The 17,606-nt window shown below is 73.7% G+C and carries 16 protein-coding genes; 13 read left to right on the plus strand and 3 right to left on the minus strand.

Annotation, left to right across the window (positions count from 1 at the left end):
* Window position 1 precedes the first annotated feature (1 nt).
* From ACZJYS_RS07765 to ACZJYS_RS07775, 3 genes are read left to right on the plus strand one after another with little or no spacing between them, the layout of a single operon-like run.
* The gene (locus ACZJYS_RS07765) at window positions 2-178 is read left to right on the plus strand and encodes a hypothetical protein (protein ID WP_493177006.1); all 177 of its coding nucleotides are present in this window, start codon (window positions 2-4) and stop codon (window positions 176-178) included.
* Window positions 178-2,151: a hydantoinase B/oxoprolinase family protein gene (locus ACZJYS_RS07770; RefSeq protein WP_493176958.1), complete on the plus strand. Its 1,974-nt coding sequence runs from the start codon at window positions 178-180 to the stop codon at window positions 2,149-2,151. Before ACZJYS_RS07765 ends, ACZJYS_RS07770 begins: the two co-directional genes overlap by 1 nt.
* Window positions 2,152-2,199: 48 nt before the next feature.
* Window positions 2,200-3,081: a LysR substrate-binding domain-containing protein gene (locus tag ACZJYS_RS07775; RefSeq protein WP_493176960.1), complete on the plus strand. Its 882-nt coding sequence runs from the start codon at window positions 2,200-2,202 to the stop codon at window positions 3,079-3,081.
* On the opposite strand, the gene ACZJYS_RS07780 is transcribed toward ACZJYS_RS07775, so the two are convergent.
* The gene (locus tag ACZJYS_RS07780) at window positions 3,036-4,043 is read right to left on the minus strand and encodes a Bug family tripartite tricarboxylate transporter substrate binding protein (RefSeq protein WP_493176962.1); all 1,008 of its coding nucleotides are present in this window, start codon (window positions 4,041-4,043) and stop codon (window positions 3,036-3,038) included. The genes ACZJYS_RS07775 and ACZJYS_RS07780 overlap by 46 nt on opposite strands.
* Window positions 4,044-4,883 carry an IclR family transcriptional regulator gene (locus ACZJYS_RS07785; RefSeq protein WP_493176964.1) on the minus strand — a complete coding sequence of 280 codons (840 nt, stop codon included), beginning with the start codon at window positions 4,881-4,883 and terminating at the stop codon, window positions 4,044-4,046.
* A gap of 147 nt (window positions 4,884-5,030) precedes the next feature.
* Here ACZJYS_RS07785 and ACZJYS_RS07790 point away from each other — a divergent pair, with 147 nt between their 5' ends.
* Genes ACZJYS_RS07790 through ACZJYS_RS07805 form a run of 4 tightly spaced genes read left to right on the plus strand, consistent with a single transcriptional unit; the run spans window position 5,031 to window position 9,665 of the window.
* Window positions 5,031-6,569: an ABC transporter substrate-binding protein gene (locus ACZJYS_RS07790; RefSeq protein WP_493176966.1), complete on the plus strand. Its 1,539-nt coding sequence runs from the start codon at window positions 5,031-5,033 to the stop codon at window positions 6,567-6,569.
* Complete coding sequence (locus ACZJYS_RS07795; protein WP_109517032.1) at window positions 6,557-7,501, plus strand: ABC transporter permease; 945 nt, start codon at window positions 6,557-6,559, stop codon at window positions 7,499-7,501. The genes ACZJYS_RS07790 and ACZJYS_RS07795 overlap by 13 nt, the downstream gene beginning before the upstream one ends.
* Window positions 7,498-8,280 carry an ABC transporter permease gene (locus ACZJYS_RS07800; RefSeq protein ID WP_493176969.1) on the plus strand — a complete coding sequence of 261 codons (783 nt, stop codon included), beginning with the start codon at window positions 7,498-7,500 and terminating at the stop codon, window positions 8,278-8,280. Before ACZJYS_RS07795 ends, ACZJYS_RS07800 begins: the two co-directional genes overlap by 4 nt.
* A complete protein-coding gene (locus tag ACZJYS_RS07805) occupies window positions 8,277-9,665 on the plus strand; it encodes an ABC transporter ATP-binding protein (protein WP_493176971.1) in 1,389 nt (462 codons plus the stop codon). The genes ACZJYS_RS07800 and ACZJYS_RS07805 overlap by 4 nt, the downstream gene beginning before the upstream one ends.
* 73 nt (window positions 9,666-9,738) lie before the next feature.
* Here the strand turns inward: ACZJYS_RS07805 and ACZJYS_RS07810 are convergent, their stop codons facing one another.
* The gene (locus ACZJYS_RS07810) at window positions 9,739-10,653 is read right to left on the minus strand and encodes a LysR family transcriptional regulator (protein WP_493176973.1); all 915 of its coding nucleotides are present in this window, start codon (window positions 10,651-10,653) and stop codon (window positions 9,739-9,741) included.
* Between the two features lie 140 nt (window positions 10,654-10,793).
* Here ACZJYS_RS07810 and ACZJYS_RS07815 point away from each other — a divergent pair, with 140 nt between their 5' ends.
* The 6 genes from ACZJYS_RS07815 (at window position 10,794) to ACZJYS_RS07840 (ending at window position 17,602) form a co-directional block, all read left to right on the plus strand.
* Entirely contained in the window at window positions 10,794-11,978 is a 1,185-nt protein-coding gene (locus ACZJYS_RS07815) for an MFS transporter (protein WP_493176975.1), read from the plus strand.
* Between the two features lie 152 nt (window positions 11,979-12,130).
* A complete protein-coding gene (locus tag ACZJYS_RS07820) occupies window positions 12,131-13,165 on the plus strand; it encodes a site-specific integrase (protein WP_493176977.1) in 1,035 nt (344 codons plus the stop codon).
* A 378-nt stretch (window positions 13,166-13,543) separates the two neighbouring features.
* Entirely contained in the window at window positions 13,544-14,707 is a 1,164-nt protein-coding gene (locus tag ACZJYS_RS07825) for an acyl-CoA dehydrogenase family protein (RefSeq protein ID WP_493176978.1), read from the plus strand.
* 62 nt (window positions 14,708-14,769) lie between these two features.
* A complete protein-coding gene (locus ACZJYS_RS07830) occupies window positions 14,770-15,753 on the plus strand; it encodes a Bug family tripartite tricarboxylate transporter substrate binding protein (protein ID WP_493176980.1) in 984 nt (327 codons plus the stop codon).
* Between the two features lie 41 nt (window positions 15,754-15,794).
* Window positions 15,795-16,631, plus strand: a complete 837-nt coding sequence (locus ACZJYS_RS07835) for an SDR family NAD(P)-dependent oxidoreductase (RefSeq protein WP_109517040.1) — start codon at window positions 15,795-15,797, stop codon at window positions 16,629-16,631.
* Entirely contained in the window at window positions 16,628-17,602 is a 975-nt protein-coding gene (locus ACZJYS_RS07840) for a tripartite tricarboxylate transporter substrate binding protein (protein WP_493176982.1), read from the plus strand. Before ACZJYS_RS07835 ends, ACZJYS_RS07840 begins: the two co-directional genes overlap by 4 nt.
* Window positions 17,603-17,606 lie beyond the last annotated feature (4 nt).

Raw genomic sequence — 17,606 nt, forward strand, 5'->3', positions numbered from 1 at the left:
GCTGCGCCTCGGCGGGTCCTGGCAGCAGGCCGGGCTGTACCGGCGCGAGGCGCTGTCGCCCGGGGCGCATTTCACCGGGCCGGCCGTCGTCACCCAGGCGGATTGCACCGTGCTGGTGCCCGCCGGCTGGAACGCCGCGACCGACGCGCTCGGCAATTTGGTGATGGAGCAGCCCTGATGCGCACCGACCCCGTGACCCTGCAGGTGCTGCGCAACCACTGCCGCGCCGCCGCCGAGAGCATGGCGACCACCCTCTACCGCACCGCCCATTCCACCTTCGTCAAGGAGACGGAGGACTTCACCATCCAGCTGCTCGATGCGCGCGGCAAGACCTGCGCCGTGCCGCTGGACCTCGGCGCCACCTGGTACCCCGGCGTCGACTACGAGGCGGCGATCGGCCTCGTGCCGGGCGGCTACCAGCCCGGCGACATCGCCATGACCAGCGACCCCTATTCCGGCTTCCTCTCCACCCATTCGCCGGACACCAACATGTGGAAGCCGGTGTTCCACGAGGGCGAGATCATCGCCTTCGCCGGCGGGCACATCCACAATGTCGATGTCGGCGGCGCGGTGCCGGCCAGCCTCTCCCGCACGCTGACGGAGGTGCACCAGGAGGGGCTGCGCGTGCCGCCCAGCAAGCTCTACCGCCAGGGCGTGCTGGACGAGACGCTGCTGCGCACCATGCTGGCCAACGTGCGGGTGCCCGAGCAGAACTGGGGCGACCTGAAGGCGCTGGTGGCGGCGGTGAACACCGGCGAGCGGCGCATCCTCGACCTCGCCCGCCGCTTCGGCGTGGTGCGGCTGCGGGACGGGCTGGCCGACCTGCTGGACTATGGCGAGGCGCAGGCGCGCGCCGTGCTCGCCGGCCTGCCCGACGGCACCTACCACTTCGCCGACTATTGCGACGAGGATGGCGTCGGCGGCGACCCGCTGCGGCTGAAGCTGGCGCTGCGCATCCAGGGCGACAGCGCCGAGCTGGACTTCACCGGCACCGACCCGCAGACCCTCTCCTCGATGAACGTGCCGACGGGCGGCCACCCGCGCCATTCGCTGATCCTGGTCGGCGTCTACTACGTGCTCTCGGCGCTCAGCCCGAAGATCCTGCTGAACTTCGGCACTACGCGGCCCTTCACCTGCATCCTGCCCGAGGGCAGCGTGGTGAACCCGGCGCACCCGGCGGCGGTCGGCATGCGCAGCCTCACCTGCGCGCGGCTGCGCAGCCTGGTGTTCGGCGCCTTCGCGCAAGCCGCGCCGGAGCGGCTGCCGGCGGCGCCGGCCGGCTCCTCCTCCATCATCAACCTCGCCGCCGAGCATCCGCGCACGGGGCGGCGCGTCATCGCCGCCGTCGCCCCCATCGTCGGCGGCGGCGGCGGCATGCCGCACCGCGACGGCACGGACGGCTCCGGCGCCGATGCCGCCTACCTCAAGAACAGCCCCGTGGAGATCACGGAATCCGAGGCGCCGGTGCGCATCCTGCGCTACGGGCTGATGCCGGACACGGGCGGCGCCGGCGCGCATCGCGGCGGCCTCGCCACGGTGCTGGAATTCACCACCGACGCCCCGGATGCCACCGTCACGGCCCGCAACCGCGACCGCTCGATCTTCCGCCCCTGGGGCATCCTGGGCGGCCGGCCGGGCGCGGCCAGCACCTTCACCCTGAACCCGGGCCGGCCGGAGGAGCAGGACCTGGGCAACACCGACCTGCTGCACCTTTCGGCAGGCGATGTGGTGCGCATCGTCTCGCCCGGCGGCGGCGGGCGGGGCGACCCGGCGCGGCGCGACCCGCAGGCCGTGCTGCGCGACGTGCGCGCCGGCCGCCTGACCCCGGCCGCCGCGGAGCGGGACTACGGCGTCCTCATCCGCGACGGGGCGGTGGACATGACGGCGACGGCGGCGCGGCGTGCCAGGCTGCCGCCGCGCGCGGGCTTCGATGGCGGCGCCGAGCGGGCCGCGCACGAGGCGCGCTGGGACGCCGATGCCTATGCCGCGCTGGGCGAGGCGATGGCGCGGGTGCCGGCCAGCTGGCGCGGCCGCCTCAAGCGGCGCCTCTTCGCCGCGGTGCGCGCCGCGCCGGAGCAGGCGCCGCGCGCCGTCATCGCGGCGGTGCTGCGCGAGGACCGCGCCTTCCGGCGGACGGCGGCCGGGGGCTGACGGCGCCGCCGATGGGAGAAGCCGGCGGCGGGCGCTATGCTCGCCGCCATGAACGCCCGCGACATCGAGATCTTCCGCGCCGTCATGCAGGGCCGCACGCTGCGCGCGGCGGCGGAGATGCTGCATGTCTCGCAGCCCGCCCTCTCCAAGGCGCTGCGGCATTGCGAGGACCGGCTGGGCTTCCGCCTGTTCCAGCGCACCGCCGGCCGGCTGGTGCCCACCGCCGAGGCGCACGCCATGCTGCCGGAGGCCGAGCGGCTGTACCAGGAGCTGCAGGGCTTCAAGGGCTTCGCGCGTGATCTCGGCAGCCACCGGGGCGGCCTGCTGCGGCTGGGCGCCAGCTCATCGCTGGCCGTGTCGCTGGTGCCGGCGGCGATGGCGGCGCTGCGGCGGGAGCGCGAGGCGGCGGGCCAGCAGCGCCTCGATGTCGGGCTGGCGCTCACGCCCATGGCGCTGCCGGGGCTGGAGAGCGAGACGCTGGGCAGCGTGCCCTGCGTGGTGGTGCTGCCGGCGGCGCACCCGCTGGCCGCCGAGCCGGTGCTGCGCCCCTCGCTGCTGGCCGGCGCGCCGGAGGTGGGCTTCGCCGGCTGGCAGGATTTCGGCCAGAGCCTGGATCTCGCTTTCCGGCAGGAGGGGGTGGAGCGCCGCCTCGCGGTCGAGGTCGGCACCACCGTCAGCGCCGTGGCGCTGGTGCGGGAAGGAATGGGCTACGCCATCGTCGATGGCTTCGCCTGCCGCAGCCTGCCGCCGGGCCTCGTCTCGCGGCCCTTCCGCCCTGAGGTGCGGCGCGGGGTGGTGATGGCGCGCAGCCCGGCGCTGGGCAGCTCCGCCCTGCTGGACCGGCTGCGGGACATCCTGGCCGAGCTGTGCGCGGCGCCCGCCCTTCAGTCGGCGCGCGCGCCGCTCGCCTTCACCAGCGGCACCCAGTAGTCGATCTCCTCCTTCAGGAAGGCGCCGAACTTTTCCGGCGTGTAGCCGCGCATCGGCGGCAGCCCCATCTCCTGGTCCAGCCGCCGCGCCACGGCGGGGTCGGCGAGGGCTGTCTCCATGCCGGCGGCCATGCGGCCAATGATGGGCTTCGGCGTGCCGGCGGGGGCGAAGACGCCGAACCAGGAATAGGCCCTATAGCCGGGCAGCCCCGCCTCGGCGCTGGTCGGCACCTGCGGCAGCACGGAGGAGCGCTGGTCGGTGGCCATCACCAGCGCCTTCAGCGCGCCGGACTCCACATGCGGCTTCATCAGCCCGGGCACGTCGGCGGTGAAGTCCACCACCCCGGCCAGCAGGTCGTTGAACACCGGGCCGCTGCCGCGATAGGGCACGTGCACCGCCTGGGTGCCGGTCTTCTGCAGGAAGGCGACCACCGAGATGTGGCCCGAGGCGCCGTTGCCCGCGCTGCCGTAGCTGTACTTGCCCGGGTTGGCCTTCAGCAGCGCGATGAACTCCTGCAGCGTCGAGACGCCCAGCTCCCGCCGCACGCAGATGCCGATGGGCGCCAGCACGGAGGGCGCGACCGGCGCCAAATCCTTCACCGGGTCGTAGGGCAGCTTGCCGTAGAGGCCCAGCGCCAGCCCCACGGTGGAGAGCGAGGCCATGATGAAGGTGTAGCCGTCGGGCGCCGACTTGGCGACGTAGTCGGTGCCGGTGGTGCCGCCGGCGCCGGGCCGGTTCTCGATCACCACCGGCTGCCCCAGCACCTCGGAGAGCTTCTGCGTCACCAGCCGGGCGCTGACATCGGTGGCCCCGCCGGCGGCGAAGGGCACCACCATGCGCACGGGCCGGTCCGGCCAGGCCGAGGCCTGCGCCAGCGCGGCAGGCGCCAGGGCGGGCGTCGCCAGCAGAACCGGCATGGCGGCGAGCAGCCGGCGGCGGGGAAGCAGATGGTCGCGGGCCATTCAGGATTCTCCGGGGCGAGGGTTTCGCAGGATGGCGGCAGGCACCGCCAGGCTGGCTTCCACCATGGCGGCCTCCTGCCGCACGCGCGCCAGGAAGTGCCGGCGCGCCGCGGCATCCAGCCGGCTGGCGATGAAGTTGGTGGCGATGGCGGCGGTGACGGCACGGCCGGGCGGACGGATGGCGAGGCCGATCACCGCCAGCCCGGCGATCAGCGAATCATCGCTCATCAGGTATCCCTCGGAGCGCACCTGCTCCACGCGGCGGCGCACCTGCTCCGCGCTGCTGCCGAACTGCCGGTAGCGCGCCGCGTTCGCGGCCAGCACGGCCTCGATCTCCGCCGGCGTCTGGCTGGCGAGGATGGTGGCGCTGCCGGCGCCGATGCCGAGGGGCATCAGCCCGCCCACGCCCTGCGTCAGGCTCTCGATGACATAGGCGCCGTCCTGCCGGTCGGTGACCACGGCGTTCAGCCCGCTGCGGACGATCAGGAAGGTGGTCTCGCCGCTCTCGCCGGAGAGCCGCGCCAGGGCGGGGCGGCAGAGGCGGCGCAGCCCGGTGCCGTCGGCCGCCTGCCCGGCCAGCGCCACCAGCGCGGCGCCCAGCCGGTGACGCCTGCCGCCCTCCACCCGCTCCACCCAGCCATGGTGCTCCAGCGCCGCCAGCAGGCGGTGCGCGGTGGAGACGCTGAGGCCCAGCGCGCCGGCCAGGCGGGAGAGCTGCTGGCCACCCGCACCCGCCTCGCCGAGCAGCCCGAGCAGGCTCACCATCCGGTCGAGGACCTGGATGCCGGAAGTCCCGTCCAGGGGGTCGGGCACGGGTGCGTCGGGCGGGGAAGGCGCCATGGCGGCAGCATAGACAGCGTCCCGCGAGAGCAACAATTCCATAAAGTGGGAAATTCCGGAAAAGCTTCCTGCATCCTGGAAATGCACGTCGCGGCGGCCGACTTTTAGGGCTTGCCATGTTATGTTATTTCATTGCATCAGGCTGGCATGCCATCCGCACCGCTCTCCCGACGGCCGCTTCTCCTGGCCGCCGCCGGCCTGCCCTTCCTGCCGCGGCCCGCCGCCGCGCAGCCCGCCGCGGACCTGTTCCGCGTCGTCACCTCGCAGGAGATCAACGGGCTCGACCCCGCCCGCTCCGGCTATGTGTTCACCCGCATGCAGGTGCTGGAGACGCTGGTGGGCGCCGACGATGGCGGCCTGCCGGTGCCGCAGCTCGCCCGCGCCTGGACCCTGTCGGAGGACCGCCTGACCTGGCGCTTCGCGCTGCGCGAGGGCGCCCGCTTCCACGACGGCACGCCGGTCACGGCCGTGGCCGTGGCCGCCGCCCTGGAGCGCGCGCGCGGCCAGTCCGGGCTGCTCGGCACCCTGCCGGTCGAGCGCATCGCGGCCGATGACGGCGTGGTGCTGGTCCGCACCAGCCGCCCCTTCGCGCCGCTGCTGGCCTTCCTGGCCCATTACAGCGCCGGCATCCTGGCGCCCGCGGCCTTCGAGGGCCAGGCGGTGCGGGAGATGATCGGCAGCGGCCCCTACAAGGTCACCCGCCTGCTGCCGCCGCAGCGCCTGGAGGCGGCGCGCTGGGAGCGGTGGGACGGGCCGGCCCCCGCCATCGGCCGCGTCTCCTACCTGGCCGCCGGGCGTGGCGAGACCCGCGCCGCCATGGCCGAGGGCGGGCAGGCCGAGCTGGTCGCCCAGCTGGCGCCCGAGACGGTGGAGCGGCTGCGCCGCAACCCGCGCGTCGCGGTCGACGTGCGGGCCATCCCGCGCACGCGGCTGATCAAGCTGAACTGCGCCTCGCCGCTGTTCCGCGACGTGCGGGCGCGCCACGCGCTCAGCCTGGCGCTGGACCGGCAGGGCATGGCGGCGGCGCTGCTGCGCTCGCCCGCCTCGACGGCCACGCAGCTCTTCCCGCCCGCCATGGCGGAATGGCACGTGCCGGCGCTGCCGCCGCTGCGGCGGGACCTGCCGGAGGCCCGGCGCCTGCTGGCCGAACTGGGCTGGCAGCCGGGGCCGGAGGGCATCCTGCACCGGGAGGGCCGGCCCTTCGCCTTCACCCTGCGCACCTTCTCCGACCGGCCGGAACTGCCCGGCCTGGCCACCGCCATGCAGGCGCAGCTGCGCGAGGCGGGCATCGACATGGCCGTAGCCGTCGTCAACAGCGGCGAGATTCCGGCCGGGCACCGCGACGGCACGCTGGAAGCCGCGCTGATGGCGCGCAACTTCTCCCTGGTGCCGGACCCGCTGGGCACCATGCTGCAGGATTACGGGCCGGAGGGTGGCGACTGGGGCGCCATGGGCTGGTCCAGCCCCGCCCTGAACGGCGTGCTGGAGCGGCTCGGCGCGGTGGCCGACCCGGCGGAGCGCGCGGCGCTGCGCGGGCGCGCCTCGGCCATCCTGCACGAGGCGCTGCCGGTCATTCCCGTAAGCTGGTTCGATCTGGCCACGGCGGTGTCGCGCCGCGTCGCCGGCCTCGCGGTGGACCCGCTGGAACTCTCCTTCCGCATCGCGGGTGCCCGATGGGCGGGCTGATCCGGGTGCTGGGCGGCCGCGCCGTCCAGGCGGTGCTGGTGGCGCTGCTGGTCGGCACCGCCTGCTTCCTGATGGTGCGTCTGCTGCCCGGCGACATGGCCTACCGCATCGCCGCCAGCCGCTACGGCTACGACCTGGTGGACGGCGCCGCCGCCGAGGCCGTGCGGCAGGAGCTGGGCCTGGACCGGCCCTGGCCCGTGCAGCTCGGCGCCTGGTTCGGCGGCCTGCTGCGGCTCGATCTCGGCGTCTCCCTCGCCTCGGGCGAGGAGGTGGCGGAGGCGCTCGGCATCCAGCTCGGCCACACGCTGCTGCTCTCGGTCACGGCGCTGCTGTTCTCCCTGCTCATCGGGCCGCCGCTCGGCGCGCTGGCCGGGCTGCGCAGCGGCGGCTGGTGGGATGGCGCGCTGCTCGTGCTCTCCGCCGCGCTGCGCGCCCTGCCGGCCTTCGTGGTGGGCATCGGCCTGATGCTGTGGCTGGCGGTGGAGTGGGAATGGCTGCCCGTTGCCGGCGTCGGCGGCTGGCGGGAGGTGATCCTGCCGGCGCTGACGCTGGCGCTGGGCCTCGCCGCCGCCTCCTCCCGCGTGGCGCGGGACGCGGTGGCCGGGGTGGTCGCCTCCCCCTTCTTCGGCTTCGCGCGGATGAAGGGGCTGGACGATGCCACGGCCTTCCGGCGCCACGGGGTGCGCAACGCCGCCATCCCGGTGGTCGCCTATCTCGGCCTGCAGCTCGTCATCCTGATCGAGGGCGTGGTGGTGGTGGAATCCCTCTTCGCCTGGCCGGGCATCGGGCATGCGCTGGTGCACGCCGTGCTGGGCCGCGACATCCCGATGGTGCAGGGCACGGCGCTGGTGATGGGGCTGCTCTTCGTCGCCCTCAACGCCCTGACCGACCTCGCCTGCTGGCTTCTGGACCCGAGGCGCCGCGCCGCATGACCCTCTCCTCCAGGCGCCTGCTGGGCGGCGCCATGCTGGCGGCCGTGGCCGGCTTCGCCCTGCTCGGGCCGCTGCACGGGGCCGACCCGCTGCGCCAGAACCTCTCCGCCACGCTGCTCCCCCCGGGCGCTGGTCATCCGCTCGGCACCGATCATCTGGGGCGCGACATGCTGGCGCGGCTGGCCGCCGGGGCGCGGCTGTCCTTCGGCTACGCGCTGCTGGCGGCGCTGGCCGCCGCCGTGCCGGGCACGCTGCTCGGCCTGCTGGCGGCGCTGCGCCGCGGCTGGCCAGAGCGCCTGCTGCTCGGCCTGGCCGATGCGGTGCAGGCGCTGCCGGCGCTGCTGCTCGTCGTGCTGGTCACCGCCTTCGCGCCGGGCGAGTTCCTGCCGCTCTATATCGGCGTCGCCCTGGCGCTGTGGGTGGAGTTCTTCCGCATCAGCCGCAACACCGCGGCCGGCGTGCTGGCGCGGCCGCAGGTGGAGGCGGCGCGGCTGCTCGGCCTCGGCACCGCCCATATCCTGCGCCGCCATCTCTGGCCCGAGGTGGCGCCGCTGATCGCCACGCTGTTCGCCTTCGCCGCCGGCACGGCCGTCACCACCGTGGCGGCGCTGGCCTTCGTGGGCGTGGGCGCCCGCCCGCCGGTGCCCGAATGGGGCAGCATGATGACCGAGATGCTGCCCTACCACGCCGAGGCGCAGCTGGCCCTGCTGCTGCCGGCCCTGCTGATCTTCCTCACCGTGCTCGGCCTGCACCTGCTGGCGGGGCGGGAGCGCGCATGAGCCTCATCGTCGAGAAGCTCCGTATCCTCGGGCCGGAGGGCGTGCTGGTGCAGGGCGCCAGCTTCGCCCTGGCCCCGGGCGAGCCGCTGGTCCTGCTGGGCGAGACCGGCTCCGGCAAGTCGCTGCTGGCGCAGGCGGTGATGGGCACCCTGCCGCCGGGCCTGCGCGCGGAAGGCCGCATCCTGCTCGATGGCCGGGATCTGCTGCCGCTGCCGCCGCGCGAGCGCCGCGCCCTGTGGGGCCGGCGCATCGCCATGCTGCCGCAGGAACCCTGGGCGGCGCTGGACCCGACCATGCGCGCCGAGGCGCAGGTGGCGGAGGTGGACCGGCTGGTGCACCGCCATGGCGCGGCCGAGGCGCGCCGGCGCGCGGCGGCGCGGCTGGCGCATCTCGGCCTGCAGGGCGCCGGGCGGCGCTATCCCTTCCAGCTCTCCGGCGGCATGAACCAGCGCGTGGCCCTCGCGGCCACCGAGGCCGCGGGCGCCGCGCTGCTGATCGCCGACGAGCCGACCAAGGGGCTGGACGCGGCGCTGCGCGATACCGCCGGCGCGCTGCTGCGCGCCGAGGCGGAGGCGGGGCGCATGCTGCTGGTCATCACCCACGACGTGGCCCTGGCGCGCCTGCTGGGTGGCCAGGCCATGGTGATGCTGTCGGGCGCCGTGGTCGAGGCCGGCGCCCTGCCGGGGCTGCTGGAGGCGCCCCAACACGACTACACCCGCCGGCTGGTCGCCGCCGAGCCCTCCCGCTGGCAGGACTGGCCGCGCCGGCCCCTCGGCCGCGCGATCGTGGAAGGGAACGGCCTGCACAAGCGGCTGGGCGGGCGCGAATTGTTCGGCGGCCTCGACATGAGCATCGGCGAGGGGGAGGTGGTGGCCGTCGCCGGGCCCAGCGGCTGCGGCAAGACCACGCTGGGCAACCTGCTGCTCGGCCTCGCCCGGCCTGACAGCGGGCAGGTGCGGCGCGGCGCCTGGGTGGCGCCGCTCGGGTTGCAGAAGCTGTACCAGGACCCGGTCGCGGCCTTCACGCCGCACCAGACGCTCGGCCAGGGCATTGCCGAACTGCGGCGCCGGCACGGGCTGGCGGAGGACCGCGCCGCCGGGCTGCTGCCGCGCCTGCGGTTGCAGCCGGCGCTGCTCGGCCGCAGGCCGTCGGAGGTCTCGGGCGGCGAGCTGCAGCGCTTCGGCCTGCTCCGCGCGCTGCTGCTGGACCCGGCCCTGCTGTTCGCGGACGAGGCGACCTCCCGGCTCGACCCGCTGACCCAGCAGGAGGTCATGGCCCTGCTGCGGGAATGCGTGGAGGAGCGCGGCACGGCGCTGCTCCTCGTCACGCATGAGACGGCGCTGGCGGAGAAGGCGGCCGGCCGCGTGCTCCGGTTGGGCACGTGATCCGGCTGGGCACGTGCTCCGGCTGGGCGCCGCCTCCTGAACAGGGCGGCGCCGATCCGGCGGATGGGCCGCTTCAGCCGGAGATGTGCGGGGCGGAGAGGTGCCGGGCCAGGAAGTCGATGAAGGCGCGGATGCGCGCCGCCAGATGGGCGTGGCCGAGATGGAGGGCGTTGATCTCCTCCGTCTCCCCGGCATTGTAGGCTTCCAGCACCGGCACCAGCCGCCCCTGCGCGATGTCCTTCTCCACATGGAAGGCGCCGAGCCGCGCCAGGCCGAGCCCCGCCCGGCAGAGCTGCAGATGGGTGGCGCCGTTGTTCGCCTGCACATTGCCGGGCACGGCCAGGGTGTAGGCCTCCGTGCCGCCGGGGTCGCGGAAGGGCCAGCCCTCCAGGCTGCGGCGGAAGTTGAAGCTCAGGCAGTTGTGCCGCATCAGGTCCTGCGGCCGCTCCGGCACGCCGTGCCGCGCCAGATAGGCGGGCGCGGCCACGATCACCCGCCGGCTGCGCATCAGCAGCCGCGCCTTCAGCGCCGAATCCCGCAGCGGGCCGGAGCGGATGGCGATGTCGGTGCGGTCCTCCACCAGGTCCACCAGCCCGTCGCTCAGCGAGAGGTCGAGCTGCACGGCGGGGTGCAGCGCCAGGAAGGCCGGCACCAGCGGCACCACGCAGCTCACGCCGAACCCGACCGAGGCGCTGACCCGCAGCTTGCCGCGCGGCACCGCCCCGGCGCCGCTGGAGACCGCGCGTTCCGCCGCGTCGATCTCGGCCAGGATGTGCTGCGCCCGCGCCAGATAGGCCTCGCCTTCCGGCGTCAGCCGCAGCGCCCGGGTGGAACGCAGCAGCAGGCGGGCGCCCAGCCGGTCCTCCACCCGCGCCACCAGCTTGCTGACGGCGGAGGGCGAAAGCCCCAGCCGCCGCCCGGCGGCCGAGAAGCTGCCCAATTCCGCAGCCAGGGCGAAGGCTTCCATCTCGCCGGCCCGGTTGTTCATGCTGGCTCCCATTCATGAATTGAATTCACGGGCATCATGCCGAATGCCCTGATTATCAGGAGACGTGCCACGGGGCATCTGGGGCGCAACCGAATCCCCTTGCAATCCGCCCGCCGCATCCGGCGGGTGAGGAGCCTTCCATGCCCCTTGCCCTTTTCGCCCTGACCATCGCGGCCTACGCGATCGGCACCACGGAATTCGTCATCGTCGGCCTGCTGCCCACCGTGGCGCAGGATCTCGGCATCTCCCTGCCCCTGGCCGGGCTGATCGTCAGCGTCTATGCGCTGGGCGTCACCTTCGGCGCGCCGGTGCTGACGGCGCTGACCGGCCGGGCCGGGCGCAAGGCGCTGCTGCTCGGGCTGATGGCGCTGTTCGTCGCCGGCAACCTGGCCGCGGCGCTGGCGCCGGGCTACGGCACGCTGCTGGCGGCGCGCATGCTCTCGGCCTTCGCGCATGGCGTGTTCTTCTCGGTGGGCGCCACCATCGCCGCCGGGCTGGTGGCGCCTGACCGGCGCGCCTCGGCCATCGCCATGATGTTCATGGGCCTCACCGTCGCCATCGTCACCGGCGTGCCGCTCGGCACCTGGATCGGCCAGGGCTTCGGCTGGCGGGCCACCTTCCTGGCCGTGGCCGGGCTCGGCGTGGTGGCCTTCATCGCCATCGCCGCGCTGCTGCCCGCCGGCCTGCCCAAGGCGCCGCCGACGCGTCTGCTGGAGCAGGCCCGCGTGCTGGGCAGCGGCCGCCTGCTGCTGGTCTTCGCCATGACGGCGCTGGGCTATGGCGGCACCTTCGTCACCTTCACCTATCTCGCGCCGGTGCTGCAGCAGGTGGGCGGCTTCTCGGAGGGCAGCGTCAGCCTGATCCTGGTGCTCTACGGGCTGGCCATCGCCGCCGGCAACCTGGTGGGCGGCCGCGTCGCGGACCGCGACCCGGTGCGGGCGCTGACCGTGCTCTTCGCGCTCCAGGCGCTGGTGCTGGCGCTGTTCAGCCTGACCGCGCCGCTGCCCTGGCTGGCCCTGCCGACGCTGGCGGCGCTGGGCTTCCTCTCCTTCGCCAACGTGCCGGGGCTGCAGCTCTATGTGGTGCAGCTCGCCCGGCTGCACCGGCCGGAGGCGGTGGATGTCGCCTCCGCGCTGAACATCGCCGCCTTCAATCTCGGCATCGCCGCCGGTGCCTGGGTGGGGGGCTTGGTGGTGGAATCGCCGCTCGGCCTCGGCGCCACACCCTGGGTGGGGGCGCTGCTGGTGGCCGCCGCCCTCGGCCTCACCCTCTGGAGCGGTGCGCTGGACCGGCGCGCCCGCGGCGCCGCCCCGCAGCCGGCCTGACCGGCCCCCGCCCGCGGCGCGGCACTCTCCGCAGGGCGGCTCTGTTCCTGAGATTTAACAAGCGCCTAGGCTCTTGCCGAAGCGGCCCCGCCCCGGCAGAATGGGAACACATGTTCCCGTTCGCCGGGGCTGCTCAAAAGGAGGACAGAGGCATGGCCGACCAGGACAGTTCCGCGTCCCCGCCGGCCGTGCCGCAGGAGGTGCTGCAGCTCGCCGCCGGCACCCTCTCGCCCGAGGCGCTGGCGCTGCTGTCCGGGCCGGTGGGGCAGGCGGTGGCCAAGGCCGCCAACTACGCCGGCCGCGCCCTGTCCGACAACACCCGCCGCGCCTACGCCTCCGACTGGAAGGCCTTCTCCACCTGGTGCCGGGCGGGCGGCGTCTCCGCCCTGCCGGCGGCGCCGGTGGTCATCGCCGGGCACCTGGCCAGCGTCGCGCAGACGCTGGGCCGCAACAGCCTCAAGCGCCGCCTCGCCGCCATCGCCCACATGCACCGGCAGTCCGGCCATCCCTGGCAACCGGGGGACCCGGCCATCCGCGCCACGCTGCGCGGCATCTTCGCCACCCACTCCAAGCCGGTACGGCCGGCGGCGGCGCTGACCTCGGTGGAGGTGAAGCAGCTTCTCAACGTCTGCGGCACCGATCTCGCCGGGCTGCGGGACCGCGCCATCTTCCTGCTCGGCTTCGCCGGTGCCCTGCGCCGCTCCGAGCTGGTGGCGATCGACCGCGAGCATCTGCGCTTCACCACCGATGGCATGACGCTGCGCATCCCCCGTTCCAAGCGCGACCAGGAAGGGGAGGGGGCGGATCTCGGCATCCCGCGCGGCCTGCACCCGCTCTCCTGCCCGGTGCGCGCCATGGAGCAGTGGCTGGGCCGCAGCCGGATCGAGTACGGCGCGGTGTTCCGCCGCGTCACCGCCGCCGGCACCATGGAGGACCGGCTCAGCCCGCAGGGGGTGTGGCGCATCCTGCGCCGCCGCGCCGAGCGGGCCGGTCTAACGGTGGATGAGCGGGAGCGCCTCTCGCCGCACGGGCTGCGCGCCGGCTTCATCACCGAGGCCTATCTGAACGGGGCGCGGGACGAGCAGGTGATGCACCACGCCCGGCAATCGGATTTCGCGACCACCCAATCCTACCGCCGCCGCGCCAAGATCACCCAGGACAGCCCGGCGCGCCTGCTGGACCTCTGATACCGGATTCCGCGGCGAGGCGCCTGCGCCCGGATGGGCGCAGCGCCCCATGGCGCATAGCCGGGCGGAGCGCCGGCGCCTGAAGGCGGATCGGTCCCGATCCGCAAGACTTCTTGGCCCCCGCTACCCTTTTCCTGCCTGCCCCTTCCCTTCCTGCCTCCGCGCCTGTGCCAGGCGCGCCATTCCGGATGGCGGGCCGCGGCGCATTCGCGCCCGCCCGGGCGATGTTTCAAACGACAGGCAAGTTGCTTATTCCGCTAGGCAAGACGAATGTACCAACATACAGTTTGGGAAACGCCGAGCAGCGGGAGGAAGCCATGCAGAAGAACCGGCCGGGTGCGCCGTGCCGTCACGCGGGCCAGGACTGAGGCCGGCGCCATGGACACCCAGGCCCCGCATCCCGCCGCGCCCGCCCGCACCGTCCTCGGCACCGAGCACGAGCTGTTCCGCGACCAGGTGCGCCGCTTCTTCGACCGCCACATCGTCCCCTTCCATCGCCAATGGGAGCGCGACCAGCTGGTGCCGCGCGAGGTCTGGCGCCTGGCCGGCGCGCAGGGGCTGCTCTGCCCGACCATGCCGGAGGAGTATGGCGGCGCCGGCGCGGATTTCGGCTATTCCGCCGTGCTGATCGAGGAGATCGCCCGCACCAATGCCAGCGGCGTCGGCTTTCCGCTGCATTCGGACATCGTGGCGCCCTACATCCTGGCCTATGCCACCGAGGCGCGGAAGCGCGACTGGCTGCCGCGCATGGCGCGGGGCGAGCTGATCGGCGCCATCGCAATGACCGAGCCTGGCATGGGCAGCGACCTCAAGGCGGTGCGCACCACGGCGCGGCGCGAGGGCGACCACTATGTGCTGAACGGCTCCAAGACCTTCATCACCAACGGGCAGAATTCCGGCCTCGTCATCGTCGTCGCCAAGACCGACCCGGCGGCGGGGCGCAAGGGCATCAGCCTGATCTGCGTCGAGGAGGGCACGCCCGGCTTCAGCAAGGGCCGCAACCTCGAGAAGATCGGCCTGCACGCGCAGGACACCTCCGAGCTCTTCTTCGACGAGGTGCGCGTGCCGGTGGAGAACCGCCTCGGCGAGGAGGGGCAGGGCTTCCGCTACCTGATCCACAACCTGCCGCAGGAGCGGCTGATCATCGCCATCCGCGCCGCCGCCTCGATCGAGGCGATGCTGGCGGAGACGGTGTCCTATGCGCGCCAGCGGGAGGCCTTCGGCGGCACGGTGTTCGACTTCCAGAACACCCGCTTCCGCCTGGCCGACGCCAAGGCGCAGGCCACCATGCTGCGCGTCTTCGTCGATCACTGCCTGGAGCTGCACCTACGCGGCGCGCTTTCGGTGGAGATGGGCGCGAATGCCAAGCTTGTCGCCTCCGAGATGCAGAACAAGCTGCTGGACGAGTTCCTGCAGGTGCATGGCGGCTACGGCTTCATGAGCGAGTACGCCATCGGCCGTGCCTGGGCGGATGCGCGCGTCGCCCGGATCTATGGCGGCAGCTCGGAGATCATGAAGGAGATCATCGCCCGCACGCTGTAGCGCCGCGGGCGCCGCAGGCCGACCCCGGGCACACGGGGCGGCGCCAGGGAGGAGAAAGAGAAATGCAACGCAGGACCCTGCTGGGGGCCGCGGCGGCGGCCGCCTGCGTGCTGCCCGGCCTGGCCCATGCCGCGGCCGGTGCGGCACGGGCCGCCTATCCGGACAAGCCCATCCGCGTGGTGGTGCCCTTCCCGCCGGGCGGGGCCACCGACACCTGGTGCCGCCTCGTCACCGCGCCGATGGCCGAGGCGCTGGGCCAGCCTTTCGTGGTGGATTGCCGCTCCGGCGCCGCCTCGATGATCGGCAGCGAGGCGGTGGCCCGCGCGGCGCCGGATGGCCACACGCTGCTCTTCACCATCAGCAGCCTGGTGCAGAGCCCGGTGGTGTTCCGCCGCGCGCCCTACGACGCCGAGAAGGATTTCGCCCCCATCGGCCAGCTCGGCACCACCTCGCTGGTGCTGGCCTGCAACAAGGATGTGCCGGGGCGGACGCTCGCGGAATTCGTCGCCGCGGCGAAGGGGCGGAACTACAGCTTCGGCTCATACTCCCCCGCCTCGACCGGGCATGTCTTCGGCCAGCTCTTCTCCGACGTGGCGGGGCTCGGCATGACGCATGTCGGCTATCGCGGCGAGGCGCCGGAACTGCTCGACCTGATCGGCGGCAGGCTGCACTGCGCGCTGGTCAGCATGACCTCGGCCAAGGGCTATCTGCTGGACGGCACGCTGCGCCCGCTCGCCTGTCTCGGCCGCCAGCGCCTGCCGAGCCTGCCCGGCGTGCCCACCTTCGTCGAGCTGGGCTACCCGGAGGATTTCGCCTGGAGCGGCTTCGTCGGCATGCTGGCGCCGGCGGGGACGCCCGCCGCCATCGTCGAGACCCTGGCCGGCAGCTTCCGCGCCGCGACGGAGCGGGCCGAGGTGCGGCGCACCCTCGCGGAACAGGATTTCATCCTGCAGTGGCTTGGCCCGTCCGACATGGCGCGGGAGGTGCGGCGCGCCCGGCAGAGCTGGGCGGAACTGGTGGAGCGCACCGGCATCTCGGCCGAGTGACGCCCCGCGCGACAACGAAACCCACAGGGAACATGGAAACGATGACGGCTGCGACAGGCAAGCTGGCTGGCAAGGTGGCGCTGGTGACGGGCTCGGGGCGGGGCATCGGGCGCGAGATCGCGCTCAAGCTGGCCTCGGAGGGGGCAAGGCTGGTCATCAACGACCTCGATGCCGGGCCGGCGGAGGAGGCGCTGGCCGCCATCCGCGCCGCGGGCGGCGAGGCGGTGGCCTGCAACGGCAGCGTCACGGAGGCGGATTTCGGCGAGCGCATCGTCAAGGCCGCGCTGGATGCCTTCGGCGGCATCGACATCATCGTCAACAATGCCGGCTACACCTGGGACAACGTCATCCAGAAGATGACGGACGAGCAGTGGTACGCCATCATCGACGTGCACATGACGGCGCCCTTCCGCATCCTGCGCGCCGCCGCCCCCTTCATCCGGGAGGCCGCCAAGCGCGAGGCGGAGGCGGGGCAGGAGAGGTTCCGCAAGGTGGTGAACATCTCCTCCACCTCCGGCGTCTACGGCAATGCGGGCCAGGCCAACTACTCCGCCGCCAAGGCGGGTGTCGCCGGCATGACGCGGGCGCTGGCCAAGGAGTGGGGGCGCTACAAGGTCAACGTCAACGCCGTGGCCTTCGGGCTGATCATGACGCGGCTGACCGAGGCGGCGGCGGGCGAGGGCGCCTCCATCGACATCGAGGGCCGCGCGATCAAGGTGGGCGTCAACCCGCAGGTGCTGAAGAACGCCGAGGCGCTGATCCCGCTCGGGCGCGGCGGCACGCCGGCCGAGGCGGCGGGGGCGGTCTACCTGCTCTGCATCCCGGAATCCAACTATGTCAGCGGGCAGACGCTGGTGGTGGGGGGCGGGCGGCCATGAGCGCACCGCCCGGCCGGCGCGCGGCGCTGGCCCTGGCGGGCGGCGCCGCGCTGGCGCGGCCTGTGCCGCTGCGCGCCGCGCTGCCCGAGCGGCCCATCCGCCTGGTGGTGCCCTGGCTGCCCGGCGGCACGGCGGACAGCCATTTCCGCCTGCTGGCCGAGCTCGCCTCGCAGCGCCTCGGCCGCACCGTGCTGGTGGAGAACAAGCCCGGCGCCAGCGGCACGCTGGGCGGCCAGATGATGGCCAACGAGGCGCAGGGCGACGGCACGCTGATCGGCCAGATCCCGGTCACCCTGTTCCGCTACCCCGCCATGACGAAGCGCCCGACCTTCGACCCGGTGAAGGACTTCACCTACATCATCCATCTCACCGGCTACCTGTTCGGCGTGGTGTCGAGGCCGGACGCGCCCTGGCGGGACTGGGCCGGGCTGATCGACCACGCGAGGCGCAACCCGGGCCGCGTCACCTATGGCACGCCCGGCGTCGGCAGCTCGCTGCACATCACCATGGAGCGGATCGGCGAGCTGGCGGGGGTGCAGTGGGTGCATGTGCCCTTCCGCGGCGGGCCGGACAACATCCAGGCCGCGCTCTCCGGCCAGACGCATCTGGCGGCCGATTCCAGCAGCTGGGCGCCGCTGGTGCTGGAGGGGCGGATGCGCCTGCTCTGCACCTGGGGCGCGGAGCGGGCGAAGCGCTTCCCCGGGACGCCGACGCTGCGCGACCTCGGCCTCGACATCGTCTCGGACTCGCCCTACGGCATCGGCGGCCCGCGCGGCATCCCGGCCGCGACGGTGTGCGTGCTGCACGACGCCTTCAAGGACGCCCTGCACGACCCGCGCTCCGTCACCGCGCTGGAGCGCTTCGACATGGCGCTGCGCTACATGGACAGCGAGACCTACGCCGCCTTCGCCCGCCGCCTCTATGCGGAGGAGAGCGCGACGGTGAGGCGGCTCGGCCTGCAGATCGACTGAGCGC

Source organism: Roseomonas sp. TS2 (genome assembly GCF_058833935.1).

Coding starts and splice junctions, on each gene's coding strand:
- ACZJYS_RS07775 (WP_493176960.1), top strand. CDS start 2,200: ATGAACGCCCGCGACATCGAGATCTTCCGCGCCGTCATGCAGGGCCGC.
- ACZJYS_RS07825 (WP_493176978.1), top strand. CDS start 13,544: ATGGACACCCAGGCCCCGCATCCCGCCGCGCCCGCCCGCACCGTCCTC.
- ACZJYS_RS07795 (WP_109517032.1), top strand. CDS start 6,557: ATGGGCGGGCTGATCCGGGTGCTGGGCGGCCGCGCCGTCCAGGCGGTG.
- ACZJYS_RS07820 (WP_493176977.1), top strand. CDS start 12,131: ATGGCCGACCAGGACAGTTCCGCGTCCCCGCCGGCCGTGCCGCAGGAG.
- ACZJYS_RS07790 (WP_493176966.1), top strand. CDS start 5,031: ATGCCATCCGCACCGCTCTCCCGACGGCCGCTTCTCCTGGCCGCCGCC.
- ACZJYS_RS07770 (WP_493176958.1), top strand. CDS start 178: ATGCGCACCGACCCCGTGACCCTGCAGGTGCTGCGCAACCACTGCCGC.
- ACZJYS_RS07830 (WP_493176980.1), top strand. CDS start 14,770: ATGCAACGCAGGACCCTGCTGGGGGCCGCGGCGGCGGCCGCCTGCGTG.
- ACZJYS_RS07815 (WP_493176975.1), top strand. CDS start 10,794: ATGCCCCTTGCCCTTTTCGCCCTGACCATCGCGGCCTACGCGATCGGC.
- ACZJYS_RS07800 (WP_493176969.1), top strand. CDS start 7,498: ATGACCCTCTCCTCCAGGCGCCTGCTGGGCGGCGCCATGCTGGCGGCC.
- ACZJYS_RS07785 (WP_493176964.1), bottom strand. CDS start 4,883: ATGGCGCCTTCCCCGCCCGACGCACCCGTGCCCGACCCCCTGGACGGG.
- ACZJYS_RS07835 (WP_109517040.1), top strand. CDS start 15,795: ATGACGGCTGCGACAGGCAAGCTGGCTGGCAAGGTGGCGCTGGTGACG.
- ACZJYS_RS07810 (WP_493176973.1), bottom strand. CDS start 10,653: ATGAACAACCGGGCCGGCGAGATGGAAGCCTTCGCCCTGGCTGCGGAA.
- ACZJYS_RS07840 (WP_493176982.1), top strand. CDS start 16,628: ATGAGCGCACCGCCCGGCCGGCGCGCGGCGCTGGCCCTGGCGGGCGGC.
- ACZJYS_RS07805 (WP_493176971.1), top strand. CDS start 8,277: ATGAGCCTCATCGTCGAGAAGCTCCGTATCCTCGGGCCGGAGGGCGTG.
- ACZJYS_RS07780 (WP_493176962.1), bottom strand. CDS start 4,043: ATGGCCCGCGACCATCTGCTTCCCCGCCGCCGGCTGCTCGCCGCCATG.